Here is an 18,345-nt window from a genome sequence, read left to right on the forward strand (position 1 = left end):
CGAACGCTGAACAGGACCTCGCCGGGAGGTTGCTATGGAGCTCCACCTTGCTCGCCGCCTCGAGCGGTTCCGGGCCGCCCTGCAGGTCTCCTTCGCCCGCACCTGCGCCCGCATCTATCCCGACGCTTCCCCGGCCTGGGAGGATGCGGCCGGAGGCTGGGCTGTCTACACCCACGAGGGCACGCCGGTCAACCGGGCCATAGGGATGGGCCTGGACGGTCCGGTGACCGCCGCCGTTCTGGACCGGGTGGAGTCCTTCTACTTCGACCGGGGTGCGCCGTGCCAGGTGGACGTGACCCCCTTCACCCACCCGTCCCTCCTCGCCCTGCTGGAGCAGCGGGGATACCGGCGGAGCCTTTCGCTCCACATGCTGTACTGTCATCTCCCCGGGGGCGGGAAACCGGTTGACGTGCCCGGGGAGCAGGGTCGGGCTCCAGGGAGGTCGGCCGCTGACGGCATCGCGGTAGAGGCGGTGCCGGCGGAGCCCGATGCCCTTACGGCTTGGGTGGACCTTGTGACCGCCGCCTTCGGCTACGCGGTGCCGCCGGGGGCGGTGAACCTGATCCGCATCAGCGCCTTCCAGCCGGAGACCACCGCCTTCCTGGCCCGGGTCGACGGGCGGCCCGCAGGGGGAGGCGTCCTCCAGGTGATCGGGCCGGACGCCTACCTGGGCTCCACAGCGGTCCTGCCGGCGTTGCGGCACCGGGGGGTCCACGCCACCCTGCTGCGGACCCGCCTGGCGGCTGCCGCCCGTGCGGGTTGTACCCTCGCACAGGCGCAGACCGAGCCCGGGAGCGCGTCGGAGCGGAACCTGCTGCGGGCGGGGTTTCGTGTGGCGTACCCGCGGACGACCATGGTGCGCGCGTGCCCGCAAAGCGCAGCGAGATGCCCGGGTCCTCCCCGGCGCTAACCTGATGCCGGGCTGTGACCGTTGGTTCAAGGAGGGCTCCTGCACGGCGGCGTGCAGGAGCCCTCAGTCCAGACGGGCCACCGGGGCCGGCAACCCACACGGCTTCGGGGTTTTCTACGGGTCCGGGCAGGACAGGAGGGTACCTGGTGTACAGGGATGTGACGCAGGACCTCAACTGGCGGGCCGAATGAGGCGTGGCCCCTGCTCAAGCGACGCGGTGGAACAGGCCAGGTTACCCCAACCGACCCGCCGGCATCCACGGTGAGCACGGCGGTGAAGCCGGTCGCCAGCACCTCAGTCTATCTGGTGAGGTACACCCACAACCCGAGCACGATGGGACCGACCAGGAAGACCAGGATCGACCAAAATGCAAGGGATCTTCTTTCCCTTTCCTGGCGGTGGAGCCACGCCTCGCGCGCACGCGCCTGGAGGTCCTGTCTGGTGGCCTGGTCCTGAAGGCTCGCCACGGCCTCGTTACTGAACTGGCCCGCTGCGCCGTGCAGGCCGGTCGCCGGTGCAGGCGCAGGTCCGGTCCACACTTCGAAGGCCATGTCGTGTGCGGCGGCGTACTCTGCGGCGGCATGGAACTTCGCCTGGCTGGCCGGGTCCGATTCCGTCTGACGTGCCTTCACCTCAACCAGGACCTTTCGCCCGTCGTCATAGTGCACCAGGAGGGTAGGTGTGAAGTAGTACACCTGTTGCCCGAGACGATACGGGATGCGCAGCGGCCGGATCTCGAAGGAGACGACGGCCCTGTTCCGGACGAGCGCGCGGAAGATCCGCTCCTCCAGCGGCGACTGGCAAGTACCTGCGCCGCCGGGAATCTTCTGCGCGCGAAACTGGAAAGGGTACACTCTTCCGTGGCCCGTCGACCCGCCGCCTACGTTGTGGACGCCGCCTGTCAGGTGCACTGGTCATTCACCCCTTGCCATAGCCAGCTTCGGTGTACGTTGGTCCGGTTCCTGTTGGGATGGCCGCCCTCCCGCGGCAGCGAGGGTCGGGCGTCACGCCGGAGTATGCCGGTTGAGCCGGGCGTAGAGCCCCCGGTTCCGGCGGTAGACGGTCAGGAAGGCGCGGAAGAGCTCGTCGTAGGTCTGGCGGTGCGCCGGGTTGGGCTCGAAGGTGCGGGCGACGGCCACCAGCTCCGGCACGTCGGAAAAGCCCAGCTCACCCAGGCCCACGAGGGCCACGAGTCCGGCGCCGCGCACGTTCGCCTCCAAGGGGCGGTCCACCTGGTGGACCGCCCTGTTCAGTACGTCGGCGTAGACCTGGCACCAGAGCGCCGACCGGGCGCCGCCGCCGATCAGGCGCAGGGGCTCCATCCGCCGCTGGGCGAAGGACTCCACGGCACCCAGCAGCCAGCGGGCGTTGCACGCGACCCCTTCCAGCACCGCCCGGACCAGGTGGCCCCGGGTGGTCCGCAGGGAGAGGTTGTGGAATCCGCCCCGGACCCAGGGGTCCTCCACCGGGGTCCGCTCGCCGTAGAGCCAGGGGGTGAAGATGAGCCCGTCGCTGCCGGGGGGCACTTGAGCCGCGGCGGCCAGCAGCCGTTCGATCGCTCCCGGCCCGCCGGAGTGATGCGGGCCCCCGGCCGCAGCGCCGGCTGAGTGGGGGTCCGCGGCCCCGGCCGGTGCCCCGGCTGAGTCCAGGCATGCCGCCTCCCCGCCTGGCCCGCCAACGCCGTGCGGGTTCAGCGCCCCGCCTTCCGGGCGCGTGCCAGCTGCTTCGCCGGGCTCGCACAGCAGGTCCCGCAGGTGGGTGAGGCAGGCGCCGGCGGTCTCCTGCTCGTTGGCGATCAGGTACCGCCCCGGGATCGCCGAGGGAATCGCCGCCATGTTGTGCAGGAGGTCCGTCTTCATCCAGGGCACGTGGGCCGAGATCCAGGAAGAGGTGCCCACGTAGAGGTGGGGCTCCAGGTCCCGGGTGGCGCCGGAGCCGACGGCCGCGGCGTGGATGTCCGGCGTCCCGGCCACCACGTGGGTCTCGGGGCGCAGCCCCAGCTCGTCCGCCACGTCCGGGCGGAGCTTGCCCAGCACCGCCGTGGCGGGCAGCATGTCGGGCAGCTGCGCCCGGTCGAGCCCGGTGGCGGCGAGGAGGTCGGGGTCGTAGCGGATCTGGTACGGGTCCCGGTTGTCGGTGACCCAGTGGAGCGTCATGGCCTCGTAGGTGGAGGCGAACTCGCCGGTGAGGCGGAGGTTCAGGTAGTCCTTGGGCTCCAGGAACTTGTGCGCCGCGGCGTACACGTCGGGGCGGGCGCGGCGGATGTAGAGGATGTGGGCGAGGGAGTCCTTGCCCGCATGGCCGGGGATGCCGCCCGTCCGGCGGATCCAGAGCCAGAGCTTGTCCACGCCGTAGCCGGAGATCGCGACGGGCCCGCCGGTCAGCCGGGCGACGTCCGGCGCGCCGCGGGTGTCCATCCAGCTGATGGCCGGCATCAGGGGCCGGCCGCTGCGGTCCACGGCCACCGTGGCGGACCACTGGGCGGTGCAGCCGATCGCCGCGATCTGACCGGGAGAGGCGACGCCCCGGGCCAGCAGGCGGTGGGTGGCGGCCACCAGGGCGGCCCACCACTCGTCGGGGTCCTGCTCCGCCCCGCCGCCGGGCAGCAGGTGAAGGTGCACCGGGTGGGACTCCAGGGCGGCCACCCGCCCCGTGAAGGTCACCAGGGCCGCCTTCAGGGCCGAGGTGCCCAGGTCGTAGGCCAGTACGTACCGCTCCGCCATGGCCTACACCCTGTAGAGCAGGTCGATGAAGCCGGTGAGCACCTGGCGGACCATGTCGGGCGGGGCCGCAGCGGCCATGCCGTAGACGGGGGCCATGCCCGTCTGCCTCTCGGGGTTGGCCGCGACGGTCTCCACGGCAGCCCGCAGGTCGGCCAGGAAGCGGTCGACCACCCCCGGCTGCGCATGGCGCAGCGTGACCGCGATGTGGAAGGCCGGCGGCCGGTGCAGGCCGTTGAGGACCCAGCCCCGCTCGGCCATCTCCTGCATCACCTGGTAGATGTTGAGGGTGTCGGAGGCCACGGCGATCACCCAGAGGGGGTCGCCCAGGATCTGAAGGCCCGGGATCTGCCGGATGCCCGCCTTGATCTGATCTGCCGCCGCCAGGATGCGCCGGGTGGCCTCCAGGTAGCCCTCCTCGCCCATGGCGAGCATGGCGGCCCAGGCGGTGGCGCTGAGCGCCCCGGGCCGGCTGCCGGCGAAGGTGGGGGAGAAGTAGAGGCCGCCGGGCCAGTCGGCTGCGGTGAAGTACTGGTGGTGCAGGAGTTCGGGGGTCCGGTAGAGGATGACGGAGGTCCCCTTGGCGCCGTAGCCGTACTTGTGGGTGTCGGCCGAGATGGAGGTGACGCCCGGGAGGCGGAAGTCGAATGGCGGCACGGGGTAACCCAACCGCTCCGCCCAGGGGAGGACGAAGCCGCCGAGGCAGGCGTCCACGTGGCAGCCGATCCCGTGCTCCGCCGCCAGGGCGGCCAGCTCGGGGATGGGGTCGATGACGCCGTGGGGGAAGCCCGGCGCCGATCCGGCGATGACGACGGTGTTGGGGGTGATGGCCTCCCGGACGGCCTGGACGTCGGCCCGGTAATCGGGGCCCACCGGCGTGCGGATCAGCCTGATGCCGAAGTACTGCGCGGCCTTGTCGAAGGCGGCGTGGGCGCTGACGGGCACCACCGCCTCGGGCTCGGTGATGCCCTTGGTCGCGCGGGCCCAGTCCCGGTAGGTCTTCATGGCGAGCAGCAGCGACTCGGTGCCGCCGGAGGTCAGGGTGCCGCAGGCGGTCTCCGGGCCGTTCAGCATCCGGGCGGTCATGGCGACGATCTCCGCCTCGAACTTGGCGGCGCTGGGCCAGAGGTCGGGGTGGAGGGGGTTGGACTGGGAGTGGAGGGCGTAGACCTGGTTGAGGAAGGCGATGTGCTCGTCGTCGCCGTGGTAGACGGCGCCGGAGGCGTAGCCCTCCCGCCACCGGGGGGCCTCGGCCTCCTGCATGGCGGCGATCTCGGCGAGGATCTCCTCCCGGGGCCGGCCGGTCGCGGGCAGGCGGGCGTGGGAGGGGAACCGGTTCCGGTAGGGCTTGACCTGGGCCTCGAGGGCGGCGAGCAGGTCCATGGGGCATCCCTCCTTGCAGGCGATTGCGATTGAATTCCGCGAATGTCGCAATAGTCCTGCATACAAGAGGGGGCGCCTGGGGTTCTGCCTTGCAACGTAGGATGGGCGGAGCGATGCCAGGGGCAGAAGGACCGCGACAAGATCCGGGGAGGCGGGTCCTGGTTTCGTGAGAGTGCTTGAGTTATCTGCAGGACGGTTCCGGCGGCTGTGCAGTTAACACAGGCAGACAACGCGGAGGCCCGGTCAGGTCCGAAAGGACCGACCGGGCCTCGGTGAGCCAGATGCGACTGCGTCAGTCAGTGCACGGTCGCGGCGTTATCAGACTGGGGACGGACGGCCGCAGATGCGCGCCGCTGCCAGGGCGAAGACGGCCAGGCTGTGCTGCAGATCCGCCTCGTTGATGTCAAAGCGGGGGGTGTGGTGGCCGGCCTTATGATCGGTTCCCTGGACCATGTAGAGCGTCTGCGCGCCGCGCTGCGCGGCGCGGGCGGCGAGGACAGTGAAGTCGTCGCTGCCGCCAGTGACGTGCCCTGCGTTGTGGACGGTGAGGCCCGGGACGTATGCCGCCTCCTCGGCGATCAGCGCGGCCAGCTCGGGGCTGTTCTGGGAGCTGAGGCCGCGACCCTGCACCGATATGGAGAGCTCAACCTCCTGCGCGATGGCGGCGCCCTCCAGCACCTTCCGGGCGCGGTCCTCCATGTACTTGAGGATCTGATCCGTGGCGCCGCGCACCTCCAGCTGCATGTAGGCGTCGGCGGGAATGACGTTGCGGCCTGTGCCGCCCCGGACGACGCCCACGTTGATCCGCGAGGTGCCCTCCCCGTGGCGGGAGATCGCATAGAGCCCCTGAACCGCCTGGGCCATCGCCAGTACGGCGTTGTGCCCCATGTGGGGCGCGGCGCCCGCATGGGCCGGGATGCCCGTGAAGGTCACGTCGAGCTTGGAGGAGGCCAGCAGCCCGTCGATCCGCGTGTAGAGGTGACCCGAAGGCACGCCGCAGCCCAGGTGAGCGGCCAGGAGGAAGTCGACGTCGTCGACGACACCGGCCTCGGCCATGGGGTTGGCGCCGCGGCAGCCCTCCTCCGCCGGCTGGAAGAGGAGGCGGATGGTGCCGCAGAGATCGTCGGCGATCCGGGTGATGATCTCGGCGACGCCCAGTCCGATGGCGGTGTGCCCATCGTGACCGCAGGCGTGCATCTCGCCGGGATGGCGGGACGCGAACCCTCCCGTGAAGGGGGCGTGATCGGGATCGGTGCTCTCGGCCACCGGGATGCAGTCCATGTCAAACCGCATCGCCAGGGTGGGTCCGGGGCGCCCGGTGCGCCATTCCCCGACCACGCCGGTCAGCCCCCCGCGCATCAGGGGCAGGAACTCCGGGTCCGCTCCTTCGCCCTCCGCCCGCCTGTAGGCGGCCTCCAGCTCTTCGGCGCTCGGGAGCCCGAGCAGCGCGTCCGGGTCCATGACGTCCCGGCCGACCTTCACCGCGTATCCCAGGTCCCGCAGGCGGCGGGCAACCCGGCTGGCGGTGCGGAACTCCATGTGGCCGAGTTCCGGGTACATGTGGAGGTCCCGGCGGGTGGCGACGACGGTGGGAAGGACGGCGGAGACGAGCGACAACAGCTTCTGGCGCATGATCCCGACCTCCTGTCAGGTTGCAGTTGACTAAGCACTTCGCCAGACATGTCTGCATGGCCTGTCGGCGGAGGCTCCTGTATGTTGAGCGGCATATTCGGCGGAGCAAATGCGAGTGATCCTGCTGATGGGCCGCAGCGACGCCATCCATGCCGCGGCGATGCGTATCCCGGAGGGCTATCGCACGCTGGCGCTCAACCTCTTCGGCCTGCTGGTCCTCCTGTCGTTGACAGTCCTGCGCTCCGTCCTGGTGCGGGCAAGACCCGGCCCCAGGTAAGCAGAAGCAAGCCCGTCCCCAGGCGGCTCTGGCCGCTGCCACCGGGGACGGGCCGTTTTGTCCGGGTCGTGCCGGAGTGCGGAGCCCGGCGTGGTTGGGCGGAAGCGAGGCTGCACAGCACGCTGTGGGTGGAGCGTGCACGTGACTCATGCTCTCGACGTCGAAGGGCTCAAGCAGGTGCATTTCCAGGGGGGGGTAGAAGTTTAAATGTTGTGCGATCTGGACCGCGCCGTGCGGGAGAGGCGCCTCGCCGCCGTCAGGCGACGCAGCGGGTCAGGCCCGTCGAACGCTGCACATCCGCGCATCCCCGGACGGGCCGACCGGCGACGCCGTCCGATCCCGCGGCCGGGGCGACCGGCCGACCGGTGACCCCGTCCGATCCCGCGGCCGGGGGGCCGGCCGACCGGCGGGGCGGAGTTGAGGGGGGCGCTGCGCAGCGAGATCCCCGGGCTGCTCCCGGTTCAGGCGTTTGCGCACTACGTGGGCGAGGACCGGGAGGGGATCCGGGCCCGGTTCAGGCGGGTGCACGAGTGTGTGTTGTATGAGTTGAAACTTGGTCAGGGCGGGCAGTGACCGTCCTCGCTGGCTCAGCGCAGCAGCTGCGTGACCGTTTCGGGCACCTCGTGCAGCCCCGTCACGATCGCATCCGGGATGCACTCCTCAAACGCGACGGGCGGGTGGCCGTGGAGCACCCGGTCCCGTTCCAACCGCTGCCGGAGCCACGCCGTCGCAGCCCCGGGCCGCCGCCAGGGCGGGAGGTCCCGGACGCCATCCGGGAGCGCCTCGTAGCCCGAGACACCGGGCTGCACGATGTAGACCGCCATCCACCCCGCCCGGCGGGGACCCGCCACGTCGTGCGGGAGGGTGTCACCCACGTGAATTCGGGGGCTTCCCAGCGGCTCCGCCGCCCGGAAGATCTCGGGCAGGGGCTTCGTGGTGCCCACGGCGTCCGGCGTCACCATGGCGGCGAAGTAATCCCGGATTCCCAGCTGCACGAGGATCGGCTCCTGGTAGACCTGGTACCCGTTGGTGACGGTGACCAGCGTGTGTCCCCGGTCCGTCAGCGCCTGCAGGCACTCCCTGGCTCCCGGGTAGAGCCAGACCATGCCGGGCACCTGCACGTACTGGCGCACCAGCGCGGGCACGTCGAGGCGGCCCGGGTACCCGAGCCCCTCGGCTACCCGCCGCACCACGTCGTCCCAGTCGTATGCCTCCACGTACCGGCCCGCCTGCATGCGGGCCCGGTGCTCCGCGAGGATCTGGCGGAGCACCTCCCGGAAGGCCTCCTCGGGGTCTCCGCCCACGTGCGGGGCCAGCTCCCGCTGGATGTGGCCGAACACGCCATCCGGGCGCCCGGCGTGAAAGGGGTTGCGCTGCAGCACCCCGTCGAGGTCGAAGGAGACGAGTGCCAATCGCGCCACCTCACTTGACGGCGCCCTGGGTCAGGCCCGCGATGAACTGCCGGCTCATGAAGGCGAACATGACAATGACCGGCACGATGGAGATCGCCAGCGCGGCGAAGAGCGTCGGCCAGTCGGTGGCGTACTCGCCGAAGAAGACGCTGAGGCCGACCGGCACGGTCATCAGCTTCTTGTCTCTGAGGAAGATCAGCGGGAAGAAGAAGTCGTTCCAGGCGCCCAGCGCCTCGAAGATCGCCACCGTCGCCAGCGCCGGCCGCACCAGCGGCATCATGATCCGCCAGTAGACGGTCCACATGCCGGCCCCCTCCACGACGGCCGCCTCCGCCAGCTCGTTGGGCACCTGCCGGAAGAACGTGGTCAGCAGGAAGATGTCAAACGGCATCGAGGTGCCCACGTAGATCAGGATCAGCGCCAGGTGGGTGTTCATCAGCCCCATGTCCCGCACCAGCAGGAAGAGGGGGATGATGGAGAGGCGGCTGGGCACCACGAGGCCGGCGATGAAGAGCCCCAGGATGAAGGAGCTCAGCCGGAAGCGGATGCGGGCCAGCACGAAGCTCGCCATGGAGGCCGCAAGCAGCGTCGCGACCGTCGAGGTGATGGTGACGTAGAGGCTGTTCTTGAAGTAGACGGCGAAGTTGGCCTCGCTCCAGGCCCGCAGGTAGTTGGACCAGACGAACTCCTGCGGCCAGCCGAAGGGGTTGACGATCAGGTCACGGGTGCTCTTCACCGACCCCAGCAGCATGGTGATGATGGGGAAGAGCACCACCAGCGCGTAGCTGCCGAGCACCAGGTGAAAGCCGATGACCGACCACCGCAGGCGCGGGTTCCGCCACACCATGGGCTACACCTCCACCTGGAAGCGCCGCTGGATGCGCGAGGCGAACAGCGACGCCGGAATCACGATCAGGAAGGTGACCACCGCCAGCGCGGCGCCGAGCCCCATGCCGGTGGCCGTCGAGCCCATGCCGCCGAAGGCCGTGCGGTAGAACAGGGTGCCGAGCAGGTCGGTGCTGTAGAAGGGGCCGGCCTCAGCGCCCTGCATCACGAACACGATCTCGAAGAGGCCGAAGGCGCCCGAGAAGTTGAGGGCCATGAGGTTGATGAGGTTGGGCAGGATGATCGGGAAGGTGATCCGCCAGAACTGGGTGAACCGGCTGGCCCCGTCCACCTCGGCCGCCTCGAGGATGTCCCTGGGCACCGAGAGCATCGCGGCCAGGGCGATCAGCACCGGAAAGCCGAGCCCGTGCCAGACATTGACGGCGATGACGGTGGGCAGGGCGAGGCGGCTGTCGCCCAGCCACGGCATGGCCAGGGCGCCCAGCCCCACCTTGCGGAGCAGGGCGTTGACCGCCCCGAACTGCGGGTTGAGCATCAGGCTCCAGAGGAAGCCCGTCACCGCGAGGGAGATGGTGTTGGGCATGAAGATCAGGCCCTTGTAGAAGCCGGCGCCCCGGCGGATCTGCGTCAGCATCCAGGCGAGGAGCGTGCCGAAGCCGGTGCTCCAGACGAGCAGCAGGCCGAAGACCACGAAGTTGTGGCGCAGGGCCCGCCAGAACATCGTGGAGAACGGCGGCTGATAGAGGAACCGGGCGTAGTTCTGCAGGCCCACCCACACCTTGGGCGAACCCGGCACCCCGTTCCAGTCGTAGAAGCTGAGCAGGATCGAGTTGAAAAAGGGGTATACCTTGAAGAGCAAGTAAGGAAGGAGGGCCGGAAGCAGCATCAGCCAGAAGCTGTACCGGCCCGGGCCCTTCTGTCCTGCGTACATGGGGCGCGTCCCCTCTCGCTACTTCTTGAATGCCGGGTACCAGGAGGCCAGGTCGGCCTGCACGGCCCGGGCGGCCTGCTCCGGCGTCAGCATGCCGGCGAACATGCCCTGGAGGTTGGCCCCGAGGCTGGTGGAGATGTCGGGCGTACCGCTGTCGAACGGCGAGCGGATGCGGAACAGGACCCTCAGGCCCAGCTCGTTCTTCTGCTGCACGGCCTTGGCCAGCATCGGGTGCTTCTCCTCATCGAACTTGACGTTCCGGTTGCCCGGGATCTCGGCGAAGAGGTCGGCGTAGAGCTGGGCGAACTCGTCGGTGGCGGTGTAGGCGACCACCCGCATGGCCGCCTCCTTCACCTTGGACTGGGCGTTCACCGCGTAGCCGCCGTCGACGTACGGGTAGATCCGCACCGGATCACCCGCCTTCGCGGGCGGGGCGAGGAAGGAGCCGAGCTGGAGGTTGGGGTCGGTGTTGAGGTAGTAGGTGTTCACGGCCCAGATGCCGTCGATGATCATCGCCGTCTGGCCGGTGGCGAACAGGGTGCGGGCGTCCCGCTGGGCGGTGCCGACGAAGCCCTCCTGGGCGTACTTCGTCAGGGAGTCGACCTTGGCCAGCACGTCCACGAACTTCGGGTCGGTGAAGTCGGTCTTGCCCTCGATGACGTCCTGTGCCCACTGGTCGCCCAGCCAGGTGGCGCCGATCACGTCGACCATCAGGTTCACGGCGTAGCCGTCCTTGCCGCCGATGGCAATGGGGGTGATGCCGCGGGACTTGAGGGTCTCCATGATCTGGATCAGCTCGTCCCAGGTCTTCGGCTCCTGCAGGCCGTTCTCGTCGAAGATCTGCTTGTTGTAGAAGAAGGTGAGGGTCTGCACGGCGAAGGGCACCGCGTAGACCTTGCCCTCGTAGGAGGCCTGGTCGAGGATGCCCTGGTCGAAGCCGGAGAGGTCGAGCGAATCCAGCGGCTCGATCTGCCCGGCCTCGGCGTAGGAGCGGGTGCCGGCGCCGCCGCGGGCGGTGAAGATGTCCGGGCCGTCGTTGCCGGCCATGGCGGTTTTCAGCACCGAGTCGAACTCGGTGGACTTGATGCCGCGGAAGTCGATCTTGATGTTCTCGTTGTTGGCGTCCAGCATCTCCTGGACCTTCTCCCAGAGGTCTTCATCCTGGACCCGCCAGGACCAGACGGTGACCGTCGTCGGGGGCTGGTTGGACGGGGTGGAGGCAGGGGGCTCCGTCGACGTGGTCGGCGTCTGGGCCGGAGTCGGGTCGGACGGACGGGAGCACGCGGAAAGGAGGAGGCCGAGGGCCACGAGGATCGCTGCCAGGAGCCGATATCGGCGCATGCTGGGCTCTCCTTTCGAAAAGGTCTATACAACAACAACTAACTATACGAGCCTATTATTCTGATTTCCTTCTTACGTTTAGCTGCCGACTCCGGAGGGGAATGGGGCCTGAGCGGCGATCCGCCCGCCTGCCCGGGTGAGGGGCAGGCGGGCGGATGAGCAGAGTTGGTGGCGGAGTTCATCAGGGTCTTTTTCGGCCTCATCGACCCGGAGGGCGAGACGAAGCCCGGCGCGGTCTGTTCAGACCGGCCGGGCTTGGTGCGAAGGCCTGGCCTCTACGAGGCGGTGGCTGGGGCGAGGAAGCTCGGGATTGCGCCAGCTCGCGCGCCGTGCTGCCAAGCGCTCTACCGAACGGGCGCGGGTGCCGTGTGCCTGCAGCGGGGGAAGTTGGGACACCCGTAGAAGCGGTTGCCGTCTTTCTTCGACTGACGCAGCACCATCGGAACACCGCACTTGGGGCAGATGGGAACGGTGCCCGGCCGTGTGGTGGCCGGTGCGGCCTGCGCTGCGGCAGTGGGCCTCGCCACCGGTGGTGAAGTGGGGGCAATGGCGTTGCGCAGCGCCGCGGCAACCTCGTCAACCGAGTAGTTGGCTCGGGGCGTCATGCGAACCAGGGGAAGCCCCGCGGATCGAAAGAGCCTGTCCTCGAACTCGTCGCGCTGCTGACGGTGTGGCCGCGTATGTGACCGGTCATCGAGTTCAACGGCCAGCACCGGCCTCATCGTCCGCGCATCGCAGAGGAGGAAGTCCACGTGCTTGCTGAGGATTCTGTTGTTCCATGCCTGTGCTTGCTCGCCCACGGCGAAGAAGATGTCAGCCAGACGCACCTTGGGGCAGATCGCCCACCGGTCTCCCACGGCCAGCCGTAGAACCCCGTAGAGCGAGAGCTCTGCAGCAGATAGGAAGTCGTCCCGGCTTCTGTACGGCAGTTTGTCGGGTAACCGATAGGGCTCCTCCGCCTCGTTGGCGCCAAACAGCTGGAAGAGAAACCCGAGGCAGCCCGGGTTTTGCGAGCTCACTGGCTTTCACTCCCTTCTAGTGAAGGAAGTTCGATACATGATGGAACTGCTCCTCTTGATTTGCGCAAGGGGAGGGGCGTTAAGTGTCCTCGCGCGGCGTCCCGTAGAAGCGGAGGTGTTGTCCAATCTGGAGTCCCGCCACCGGACAGGTACAGCTGACCCCCGCCTGGACGAGGAGTTCTGCTAGGTGTTCTCGGTACTCGAGTCCGGTGTGGAGCTCAAAGATCAGGCCTGCCAGAGACGTGCCGAATCGGTTCCTGACCTGGGCAAGTACTCGCTCGGACCACTCGCGGCGAGACGAGGTGGACATGGCTTTGAGCGTCAGCAGGGTCACCAGAGTGCGGGTTCTTGCCCTTACCGCACCAACTCCAGCCAGGTTGTCGCAACGGGTTCGCCAAAGAGCGCTGAAGGATCTACTCTCTCCTTGACTTTCCGTACTGCCTCACTGGTCAACTGATCGAGCCACTGGGGGTGCGGGGTCTCACGAAGTGGCAGGCACACATACCGTCCGCGCGGCTCGGGGTACTGCAGTCCGCGCATGTCCGTCTCATCCAGCACCTGCGGATTGCCTGCAACTTGCCACACCTCCGCCGTCTCCATATGCGGCCCGTAGAGAACGACCAGTTCCGCCGTGAGCACTCTGGACCCGGGAAGCACGCTACCCCGTCGTCCGCCGGTGCGCATGTTGTACAGACGGTTCTTGTGGATCCACTGCAGCTGTTCTGGCCGTCGCACATAGCCCAGCAACACGACAGTATCGGCCGGCGGCTTGGACAGGAATGGTACGGCGGGGTGCTCGGTCACGTGGTAATCGCCGCGGGTGGACTCGCGCAGCCAGTAGCGCACCCGTTCATGCTGCGTGGTCTGCGTGGCTACATGTGTCAGCACATCATCGATGAACTTCGTCAATCCGTCCAGCCCAGTGCCTTGTCTGTCCCTCGTCGGTCGCAGAGCAAAGGCGCCCAGACCCGGCAATAGCTCATGAAACCTGGGAAGGAGCTCTTTTTCCGTCCCGGGGTAGATGACGTAGGCCCCGGCAGATCTACGAATGGCGTCCCGGTAGGCGTGCATCTTCAGCAGATCGGCCCGCTTCGATGTTTGCCGAGCTTCCGCCGACTGCTCCTCGTCCAGCAGCCTGGCCTCGCCTTCCTCTGTGGTGGGATCTTCGCCGAACAAGCCCGTGACACTCTCCACCCGGTACTTGGCGTCGAAGTGGATCCAGACCTCATCCGGCTCGCCGTACGTGGTGTCAGGCCTGATCAGGATGGAATAGTCCGGGCGCATGGGACGGCTCCACGAACCGCGATCACCCGCTCGGTGACCGAAGGTACGGTTGAACCAAAGTTCGATTCCCAGGCTTCGGCCGAGGCGGTGGACCTGGCCCTTCAGACGCCGCGAGCGCCCGCGCCGCAGCGTAACGCCCATGCCGTCCGGGCGGACCTCGATGAGCTGGCTCAGGTCGAACTCCCGCCCGCAGAGGCGCGCCATCACCTTGATCAACTGGAGGAAGACCCAGTACTCGTACAGCGTGGCGACGTCCCGCTTACCTGCACCGTAGACGTCCTCACCGCCATCCCATGTCAGCAGGGCCGCTGACTCAAACTGGAGATAGGCGCGATAGAGATCCCGATAGCCAGCCCGTTTCTGGAGTACCTGGCTCCCGGCGGGCAGGAAGGTGAGATCGCCGACTTCCTGGAACAGGCCAGCGGCCAGGAGTGTGTGCAGCCTCTCCTGGACCGCCTGAACCTCACGAAGTCCCCGTTGGACGGGCGCAGAGGTTGGCTCGCGAAGCAGTGCCTGCTCCACTTCCTGCGCGAAACTCTCCCAGCGGAGGAGCACGAACTTGATGAAGCGGTTCTCCGGTGTATCCAGGGTCTCTTCTGTCCGGGGAACCGCGATCTGCTTGGGAAGGGCTCGCACTGGTAGCTCCGCACTGCAAGCCGCGCGTGGGCCAGGTCGGCTCAGTCGCTGGGCGACGTGCGCCGACATCGGAATGGGCTGTCCCGGCCGGCGATACTCTGCCTCCTCCGTCCATGCCCTGTGCGGACGAGAGAGGATCTGAAGGATGGCTGCCTCGAAGGCCTCCCCGGAAAAGAGCCACTTGAGCATGGCAAAGCGGGCGTACAGCGTGGAGGCCTCGGCGGACTCGTCCACACGGAAGCGCTGCTCGGTGGGAGCGAACCGCTCCATGACCAGCTCGGCCATGCTGTCGGCAATCTCCTCGAGCATCCACTGGTACTGGCTCAGGTAGTCCAGTTTGCGAGAGCGAACCTCGAAGAGAGCCCGGCCGAGCTCTTGGTCGCCTGACAACACTACCACCGGCAGGGTGCCAGTGTAGAGTCGGGGGCGAAGCCTGCCGGTCCGCCAGTCGGCGGAGTCGGGGGAGAAGAGTTCCCTAGGCTCCAGGGTGATGGGCAGGTCTGTGCAGGCTTCTGGCACAAACGCATACCGGTACTCTGCTTCTTCCAACAGCTGAACGGGCGCCAGAGCGGGGTCGAGGCTTGGGTCTCCGCTCATGTCGATGAGCGGGGGCGGATTAGCATCTGCACGTACTTGCCCCGGCAGACTCACGGTGAGTGTGCCGACGACCTTGCCCGCCGCATCGCGAACCTTGACGGAAATGGAATGACACACCCGCATGGCTTACTCCGTAAAGCTGGTGAACTGGTTGACTCGCAGGCTCCGGAACATCCGGCGGATCTTCTGATAGGAGAGGGGGAGCTTCGGCTGTCCCTCGTGGGCCGCCTCGGGGTCGAAGTCGGTGGCTGCTCCAGCGGTGGGCGTGGAGGAGAGGTCGTAGCAGAAGCGCCCCAACGCTCGCAGGAGAGGTTCGAGCCGGCGGCGGGAGCCGTGCAGGCGGGGCAGGACCTTCTGGTAGATCTGTTGATCGAGGGCGGCCTCCACGGAGTCGTTCCCGGCGGAGGCCAGCATGCTTGCGTACCGGAGGGCCTCGTAGAAGACCCGATGGCCGAACTCGAAGTCGCTTTCGGCAAGGAGCTGGTGCACGGTTCGGAGGTGCGCGGCGAAGTCGTCCCGGCCGGGGGCAGGGTGGACATGTTGCCAGTCGTCATCTGTGGCAACTGCCAGGAACCCGCGCACCAGATCGTCGGCACCTGGAGCGAGTGGCAAAGGCCTAAAGAGGCTGACCTGAAGGTCGTCCGTTCCGACGCGGAACTCGAAGGTGTTGGCCCGGTCTAGTACTTTGGGAGAGAACATGTAGGTGGTCTCGTCGACGTTGACCGTGCCGACAACGAAGAGGTTGTCGGGCATGGGAATGCGCTCCGGCTCTCCATCTCGGATGACCCAGTTCCCATCTTGGTCCTGTTCGAGATTGGGCAGGCAGGGTTCGCCTGACTCGACGCCTGAGAGGAAGTCTGCGAAGTAGCGCTCTACGTGTGCGAGGTTCATCTCGTCCAGTACTAAGAGGTAGGGATAGTGGGGATCCTGAGCGGCCTTGAGCATGAACGCCAGGACAGGCGGTACGTACCAGGGCCGGCGGCCGCTCTCTGTTGTCCTCAGGGCGTCCTCGTAGCCGAAGAGGTAGTCGGGGCCTGTCCAGTCTGGGCGCACGGGCACCACCATGCGCCGATCCTTCCCTAGCCAATCGCCAAACCGCAGGGCGAGCTGGGTCTTGCCGGATCCCGACAGGCCGGTAAGGATCACCAGGCGCTTGGTGGCCAGGGCCGCGATGAAGGAACGTACGATCTCGTCGTGACGGGCACCGAACTGAACACCGCTCAGTCGAAGTGCTGCACTGAAGTTGCGCGTGATCGCGGCCAGGTCGGCCGTGGGCTCCGTCTTGGGTGCGGTGGAGTTGGCGACCTCGTCGTACTCCTCCTGAGTGGCCGGCTCGATAAGTGTCGTGAGCCACTCGGGGCGTCGAGTGGTCCGAACAGCACCGGTCCAGTGCCAGATGACGTGGATGGCATGGCGCGCTTCACCAGCCAACCAGGTGTAGCCCGGTTGCGAGACCTCTGCGAGTCCCACAACGGTGTTCGGGCCACGAGTGACCACCAGCGTGTCCCCCGGCCTGAGGTCCTTGAGGGTGATTAGTTCCCTAACCTGCCTGTCGATGTAGGCGGACGGCATGTCGCAGGTATGGGCAGACTCTCCGGTGAGCGCTTGCCTGACCTCAGATTCGGAAGTCAGCGGGGTCAGGTCGATAGCCGGAGTCTCCACATCAAGCAGCAAGAGGCCCCTCTGTAGACCGGCGTCCCAGTCTGAGGGAGTCCGAGGGGCAGCGACGCGGAAGAACCGGATGGGTTTCGACCCCGCGATCAACTCGGCCAAGGCGTCAGCCTGTTCGGGCGTAAGGCGGAAGTTCGTGCCCATCCTTGCCTTGAGGACAGTCATGTCGCGCAGAATTGGATGGTCTAGGAAGACACCACGTGGCATTGACGGTGTGAGAACGTGATCGATACGGACGACCGTCCTCAGCCTTTCACCCTCAAACCTGGAGGGGTCGACGTAGAACGGGCGTGACTCGGGAGCATCGGGCATTTCCTGGGGGCCGGCGAGAACCGTACCGGTCCCGACGAGACCGGCGCGGGCTCCAGCTTCCCAGAAGAAGACCTTGTCACCCTTCTGAATCTCGTTCTTGAACTGGTTGACGAGGAAGGTGATCGTAGGAAGCGAACTGAGGGCCCCCGATAAGTTGTAATACTGGGGATAGGCTTGGAAAACCCATGCCCTCCTTGCAGCAGGCGCTGCGGTCTGCGGACGAGTACGAGTCATCTCAAACACGTAGACCCGTCTCGAGTTGCCTGTACTATCCGGTTGCTGTTGCTCGTGGATCCTCGTCACCTTGAACCGGCCTAAGTAAGCGTAACCGCCATCCGGCAGCTTCTGAAAGCCATAAACGGGGAACTGCCCCGTCATGCTGTTCTTTAGAGCGAGGTTACCGTGGGCCATCTGCTGATCGCCAGACAGGCCTTCCCCTGTGTAGAATAGGGTGTCCCCTTTCCAGTGGTCTTGGTAAGGATGCTCCGCCTTGTAGTCTGAAGCTGCACTGGTGATGAACACAACCAGTTTCGTGTCGGGAGACCTGCCGGCAACGCGGATACCTCGCTGGGTTCCCACCTTGAAGGTATCCGCCAACTCGATGTTGGTGAAGCGGTGGGTCGTCAAGAAGAGCGTGGTCTTAGGATAGGTGGTGTAGTCCACGTAGGGGAGCTGCGTAAGGATAGCTGACACCGCCGTGGAACGGAACCGCGCTTGGGCGGGGAGCTCATCGACGGGGAGGATCTCCTGCTCCCTCAACGTCTGCCAGGCAGACTCGAACCATACCTTGGGAATAAGCTCTGTACCGCGTTCGCTCGTGACTTGGACTCCTTCTTCGAGCCACGAGATTGTGTTCGCCACCCCCCGCGTCAGGCTCTGGACGACTGTTCCGGTTGGGATACAGTCGATCAGGTGGGACCATACCGTTGAGAAGTCGTCGGGAATGGTCACGTTGCGTGGCGTGTTCCGTTCCACTAGGCGAACCTCGTAGTGATAGGGTTCACCGGTCTCGTAAAACTCTACGTACTCCTGCTCGCTTTCGGTCATGTCATCGGTCGAAGGGGGCTGCTCCACAGGCCCACGTACGAAGCGCTGATAGCTGTACCGGAGTCGATTTCGCAGAAGCAGTGCAAAGCCGCTATTGGAGCCGAAGCGGAGCCAAAGATCGCTGCTCGCCTGGCCCTGTCGAGAGTGGTGAACCATCCGTGCAGGATACAGATCATCTCCGTGACGCAGAATGACCTCGCGTGACTCACCTCTATCTGGAAGGTGACCGCCGTTGGCAAGTGCGAAGTCGCGCTGAAACTCCTTGGGAATGTGGCTGCCCTCAAGAAACATCGACTTGTCAACCTGCTTACGAGCGATAAGTCCGGG

At 66.9% G+C, this 18,345-nt stretch carries 14 protein-coding genes; 2 read left to right on the forward strand and 12 right to left on the reverse strand.

Features of this window, described 5'->3' with window-relative positions; translation table 11 throughout:
- The first annotated feature begins 34 nt into the window (after nucleotides 1-34).
- Nucleotides 35-910, forward strand: coding sequence for a GNAT family N-acetyltransferase (locus J2Z79_RS09580; RefSeq protein ID WP_209466652.1), 876 nt, complete (start codon nucleotides 35-37; stop codon nucleotides 908-910).
- Between the two features lie 299 nt (nucleotides 911-1,209).
- On the opposite strand, the gene J2Z79_RS09585 is transcribed toward J2Z79_RS09580, so the two are convergent.
- The 4 genes from J2Z79_RS09585 to J2Z79_RS09600 all read right to left on the reverse strand — a co-directional run bounded on the left by J2Z79_RS09585 (nucleotide 1,210) and on the right by J2Z79_RS09600 (nucleotide 6,645).
- On the reverse strand, nucleotides 1,210-1,821 hold the full coding sequence (locus J2Z79_RS09585) for a TnsA endonuclease N-terminal domain-containing protein (protein WP_209466653.1): 612 nt from the start codon (nucleotides 1,819-1,821) through the stop codon (nucleotides 1,210-1,212).
- A gap of 93 nt (nucleotides 1,822-1,914) precedes the next feature.
- Nucleotides 1,915-3,633 carry a xylulokinase gene (locus J2Z79_RS09590; RefSeq protein WP_209466654.1) on the reverse strand — a complete coding sequence of 573 codons (1,719 nt, stop codon included), beginning with the start codon at nucleotides 3,631-3,633 and terminating at the stop codon, nucleotides 1,915-1,917.
- Nucleotides 3,634-3,636: 3 nt separating this feature from the next.
- Complete coding sequence (locus J2Z79_RS09595; protein ID WP_209466655.1) at nucleotides 3,637-5,013, reverse strand: pyridoxal phosphate-dependent decarboxylase family protein; 1,377 nt, start codon at nucleotides 5,011-5,013, stop codon at nucleotides 3,637-3,639.
- A gap of 318 nt (nucleotides 5,014-5,331) precedes the next feature.
- Nucleotides 5,332-6,645 carry an amidohydrolase gene (locus J2Z79_RS09600; RefSeq protein WP_209466656.1) on the reverse strand — a complete coding sequence of 438 codons (1,314 nt, stop codon included), beginning with the start codon at nucleotides 6,643-6,645 and terminating at the stop codon, nucleotides 5,332-5,334.
- Nucleotides 6,646-6,760: 115 nt separating this feature from the next.
- Here J2Z79_RS09600 and J2Z79_RS09605 point away from each other — a divergent pair, with 115 nt between their 5' ends.
- Nucleotides 6,761-6,922 (forward strand): hypothetical protein, encoded by a 162-nt coding sequence (locus J2Z79_RS09605; RefSeq protein ID WP_209466657.1) that lies wholly within the window; start codon nucleotides 6,761-6,763, stop codon nucleotides 6,920-6,922.
- A 587-nt stretch (nucleotides 6,923-7,509) separates the two neighbouring features.
- Here J2Z79_RS09605 and J2Z79_RS09610 read toward each other — a convergent pair.
- From J2Z79_RS09610 to J2Z79_RS09640, 8 genes are all read right to left on the reverse strand, one after another.
- Nucleotides 7,510-8,334, reverse strand: coding sequence for an HAD family hydrolase (locus tag J2Z79_RS09610; protein ID WP_209466658.1), 825 nt, complete (start codon nucleotides 8,332-8,334; stop codon nucleotides 7,510-7,512).
- A gap of 10 nt (nucleotides 8,335-8,344) precedes the next feature.
- Nucleotides 8,345-9,181, reverse strand: coding sequence for a carbohydrate ABC transporter permease (locus J2Z79_RS09615; RefSeq protein WP_209466659.1), 837 nt, complete (start codon nucleotides 9,179-9,181; stop codon nucleotides 8,345-8,347).
- A gap of 3 nt (nucleotides 9,182-9,184) precedes the next feature.
- Nucleotides 9,185-10,111, reverse strand: coding sequence for a carbohydrate ABC transporter permease (locus J2Z79_RS09620; RefSeq protein ID WP_209466660.1), 927 nt, complete (start codon nucleotides 10,109-10,111; stop codon nucleotides 9,185-9,187).
- Between the two features lie 18 nt (nucleotides 10,112-10,129).
- Nucleotides 10,130-11,452 (reverse strand): ABC transporter substrate-binding protein, encoded by a 1,323-nt coding sequence (locus J2Z79_RS09625; protein WP_209466661.1) that lies wholly within the window; start codon nucleotides 11,450-11,452, stop codon nucleotides 10,130-10,132.
- Nucleotides 11,453-11,796: 344 nt separating this feature from the next.
- Nucleotides 11,797-12,471: a DUF2726 domain-containing protein gene (locus J2Z79_RS18420; protein WP_342589459.1), complete on the reverse strand. Its 675-nt coding sequence runs from the start codon at nucleotides 12,469-12,471 to the stop codon at nucleotides 11,797-11,799.
- A 79-nt stretch (nucleotides 12,472-12,550) separates the two neighbouring features.
- A complete protein-coding gene (locus J2Z79_RS19290; RefSeq protein WP_425353537.1) occupies nucleotides 12,551-12,781 on the reverse strand; it encodes a DUF6884 domain-containing protein in 231 nt (76 codons plus the stop codon).
- Nucleotides 12,782-12,825: 44 nt separating this feature from the next.
- A complete protein-coding gene (locus J2Z79_RS09635; protein ID WP_209466662.1) occupies nucleotides 12,826-15,105 on the reverse strand; it encodes a DUF2357 domain-containing protein in 2,280 nt (759 codons plus the stop codon).
- Between the two features lie 9 nt (nucleotides 15,106-15,114).
- Nucleotides 15,115-18,309: an SRA domain-containing endonuclease gene (locus tag J2Z79_RS09640; protein ID WP_209466663.1), complete on the reverse strand. Its 3,195-nt coding sequence runs from the start codon at nucleotides 18,307-18,309 to the stop codon at nucleotides 15,115-15,117.
- Nucleotides 18,310-18,345: the final 36 nt, after the last annotated feature.

It is taken from the genome of Symbiobacterium terraclitae (assembly GCF_017874315.1).
GTDB lineage: Bacteria > Bacillota > Sulfobacillia > Symbiobacteriales > Symbiobacteriaceae > Symbiobacterium > Symbiobacterium terraclitae.